This is a genomic window from Brachybacterium sp. AOP3-A1-3, from assembly GCF_052378285.1.
Lineage (GTDB): Bacteria > Actinomycetota > Actinomycetes > Actinomycetales > Dermabacteraceae > Brachybacterium.
In genome coordinates this window covers 1-3,727 of record NZ_JBQSXM010000045.1, presented here as the reverse complement: position 1 = coordinate 3,727, position 3,727 = coordinate 1, and the positions used below count along the sequence as shown (strand labels likewise).

The window sequence follows — 3,727 nt, the reverse complement described above, 5'->3', positions numbered from 1 at the left end:
CTGGACTTCCAGATCGATGGCGAGGTGCACACCGCGCAGTTCGTCGTGCAAGCGGAGCAGGGCACCGAGAACGAGAGCGCCGATGCGCACCCGGACGGTCACTGACCCCTCCGGGCCGGATCGACCGTCGCAACAGATCGGAAAGGACCTGGAGTGAACACCGAAGCACCGCTCATCGCGGAGGCCGGCATCGAGCTGGAAATCGGCGGCATGACATGCGCATCCTGCGCGAACCGGATCGAGCGGAAACTCAACAAGCTCGACGGCATCACCGCGACCGTCAACTACGCCACCGAGAAAGCCAAGGTGACGGCCCCAGAGGGCTACGATCCGCAGCTGCTCGTCAGTGAAGTCGAAAAGACCGGCTACACCGCCGCGCTACCCAAGCCCACCACCGGCAAGGACTCAGCGAACACGCCTGGGGACGATCAGGAGAGCTCCGACCCGGAGCTGACCTCGCTACGCCACCGGCTGATCGGTGCGGTCGCGCTGACCGTCCCGGTCATCGCGATGGCGATGATCCCCGCCATTCAGTTCCCCTACTGGCAGTGGCTCTCCCTCGCGCTCGCGGCCCCGGTCATCGTGTGGGGCGCCTGGCCGTTCCACAAGGCGGCCTGGACGAACCTCAAGCACGGCGCAGCCACGATGGACACGCTCATCTCAATGGGCACCTCCGCCGCCCTGCTGTGGTCCCTGTACGCACTGTTCTTCGGAACCGCCGGCACCCCAGGCATGACTCACCCCTTCGAGCTGACGATCGCGCCCTCCGACGGTGCGGCGAACATCTACCTCGAGGTCGGCGCGGGCGTCACGATGTTCATCCTGGCCGGCCGCTACTTCGAGAAGCGCTCCAAGCGCCAGGCCGGCGCCGCACTGCGCGCCCTGCTCGAGCTCGGCGCGAAAGAAGTCTCCGTGCTGCGCGGAGGCCAGGAGCAGAAGATCGCCATCGACGATCTCGTAGAGGGTGACGATTTCATCGTCCGCCCCGGCGAGAAGATCGCCACCGACGGCACCGTCGTCTCCGGCACCTCCGCGGTCGACGCCTCCATGCTCACCGGGGAGTCGGTTCCCGTCGAGGTGAGTGAAGGGGACGCCGTCACCGGCGCCACCGTCAACGCCGGCGGACGCCTCGTGGTCCGCGCCACGCGCATCGGCTCCGACACCCAGCTGGCTCAGATGGCGAAGCTCGTCGAGGACGCCCAGACCGGCAAGGCCGAGGTCCAACGCCTGGCCGACCGCATCTCCGGGATCTTCGTGCCGATCGTCATCCTGGTCGCCGCGCTGACCCTCGGGGCGTGGCTCGGCGCCGGGTTCCCCGTCACCGCGGCCTTCACTGCAGCCGTCGCCGTGCTCGTGATCGCCTGCCCCTGCGCGCTGGGTCTGGCGACCCCGACCGCGCTGCTGGTGGGCACCGGCCGCGGAGCCCAGATGGGTGTGCTCATCAAGGGACCCGAGGTGCTCGAATCCACCCGCAAGGTCGACACCGTGGTGCTGGACAAGACCGGCACCGTCACCACCGGCAAGATGACCCTCACCGATGTCGTCACCGATGAAGGCACCGATCGCGCCGAGCTGCTGCGACTGGCCGGCGCCGTTGAGGACTCCTCCGAGCACCCGATCGCCCAGGCGATCGCCAAGGGCGCCACCCAGGAGGTCGGCGAACTCCCGACACTCTCGGACTTCACCAACGTCGAGGGCAAGGGTGTACGCGGCACCGTCGAAGGACGGGCTGTCGTCGTCGGCCGAGAGAGCCTCCTCGCCGAGACGCAGATGGCCCTGAGCCCCGCGGTCGCCGCCGCCAAGGCGGAGGCCGAAGAGCAGGGCAAGACCGTCGTCGCCATCGGCTGGGACGGAATCGCCCGGGGAATCCTGGTGGTCGCCGACACGGTCAAGCCCACCAGCGCTGAGGCCGTCACCGCGATGAAGGCGCTGGGTCTGACCCCGGTCCTGCTGACCGGCGATAACGAGGCCGTGGCCCGCCAGATCGCCGCTGAGGTCGGCATCGACGAGGTCATCGCCGAAGTCCTACCGTCGGAGAAGGTCGATGTGGTCTCCCGCCTCCAGCGCGAGGGCCGCACCGTCGCAATGGTCGGCGACGGCGTCAATGACGCACCTGCCCTCGCCCAGGCCGACCTGGGACTGGCGATGGGCACCGGCACCGACGTCGCGATCGAGGCCAGCGACATCACCCTGGTACGAGGCGACCTCCGCAGCGCCGTCGATGCCATCCGCCTGTCCCGCAAGACCCTCTCGACCATCAAAACCAACCTGTTCTGGGCCTTCGCCTACAACACGGCCGCGATCCCCATCGCCGCGCTCGGCATGCTCAACCCCATGCTCGCCGGCGCCGCGATGGCCTTCTCCAGCGTCTTCGTCGTGGGCAACAGCCTGCGCCTGCGCGGCTTCACCTCCATCGCGAAGAACTGACCCCTCCCCGCACGAAACCACTATGGAAGGAACCCCATGAACGACACGACCGACCAGACCTCCAGCTGCTGCGGCCACACCTCCCACTCCTCCGTGGAGTCCGAGGGGCGCCCGAACCTGATGGGCGCCGCGGAGGACGACATGGCCACCTGTCCGGTGATGGAAGGCCGGCCCGTCGTCAAGAGCATCGCCGAGGCCGCGGGCTTGTACCGCGACTACGAGGGCACCCGCTACTGGCTGTGCTGCGCCGGGTGCGGTCCCCTGTTCGATGCCGACCCGCAGAAGTACGTCGCCGCCTGAGGACCACCGCTCAGCGGGAGGGGGCCACTGTCAGGCAGTGCGCCCCCTCCCCCATATAGATCGGAGCTCGGCAATGCCCGACACGACACACGTTCTCGTCATCGGTGCAGGAGCTGCGGGGGCGGCCTCCATCCGGGAACTCGCCCAGCACGAAGAGATCACCACAACCGCAATCATCGATACGGAAACCACCCCGTATAACCGCACTCTGGTCAACAAGGCTGTCGCCACCGGCCTCCTCGAACCCCATCACGCACATCTGCCAGTACTGTCCGCTCCGCCAGTCCGGGATCGCGTCCAGGCGGTGGACCCCCAAGAGCAGACCGTTCACCTGCGCTCTGGAGCCCGCGTGGACTATGACGCGCTGATCGTCGCTACGGGAAGCGTGCCACGCGCCCTGCCTCCGGGTATCACCAGCCCTGCCGCCCTGGAGAGCGGACGGGTGACGCATCTGCATTCCCTGGACGATGCGCTCCGTGTGCGCGGCGTCCTCGACCGCACGCCCTCCCCGCGGGTCCTGATCTACGGGGCAGGGTTCATCGGAGCCGAGACCGCGGGAATCCTCCGCGACGCTGGATGCAGGGTCACGCTCGCTGCCTCGTCGCCCATCCCCGGGGCCACCGCCTTCGGCGCCCAGGTCGCAGGACAGCTTTCCCAGGCACATCGGGACACTGTCGACACGCACTTCGGTCACGCGCTGACGCGCCTTGAGCTCGTCGAGAGCGAGCTGCACGCCGAGTTCACCGACGGCCGCGTCATTGCCGCGGACCTGGCCATCACCGCCCTTGGAACGCGCCCGCACTCCCCCTCCCCATGGGGAGGAGCGATCGCTGTCGATTCTCGGCTGCGCAGCCGTGACCACGAGAACGTCTACGCCGCAGGAGGCGTCGCGGTCCACGAGACTGACGGCACAACCTGGCGCATCGATCATTGGAGCGACGCCGAGGCACAGGGCGCGCACGCCGCACGCAGCGTCCTGGCCTCGCTCGGGCGCGCGGAC

General features: G+C 68.4%; 3 protein-coding genes. All 3 read left to right on the top strand.

What is annotated here, in order from left to right; translation table 11 throughout:
* The first annotated feature begins 210 nt into the window (after positions 1-210).
* Positions 211-2,427, top strand: a complete 2,217-nt coding sequence (locus tag ACT3T5_RS19465) for a heavy metal translocating P-type ATPase (protein WP_444595317.1) — start codon at positions 211-213, stop codon at positions 2,425-2,427.
* Between the two features lie 36 nt (positions 2,428-2,463).
* The gene (locus tag ACT3T5_RS19460; protein ID WP_126988730.1) at positions 2,464-2,727 is read left to right on the top strand and encodes a YHS domain-containing protein; all 264 of its coding nucleotides are present in this window, start codon (positions 2,464-2,466) and stop codon (positions 2,725-2,727) included.
* A 73-nt stretch (positions 2,728-2,800) separates the two neighbouring features.
* On the top strand, positions 2,801-3,727 hold a 927-nt coding region (locus ACT3T5_RS19455), incomplete at its 3' end, for an FAD-dependent oxidoreductase (RefSeq protein WP_444595316.1).

Bases quoted from the DNA above. Each gene is read 5' to 3' on its own strand.
- ACT3T5_RS19465 (WP_444595317.1), top strand. From the start codon at position 211: ATGACATGCGCATCCTGCGCGAACCGGATCGAGCGGAAACTCAACAAG.
- ACT3T5_RS19460 (WP_126988730.1), top strand. From the start codon at position 2,464: ATGAACGACACGACCGACCAGACCTCCAGCTGCTGCGGCCACACCTCC.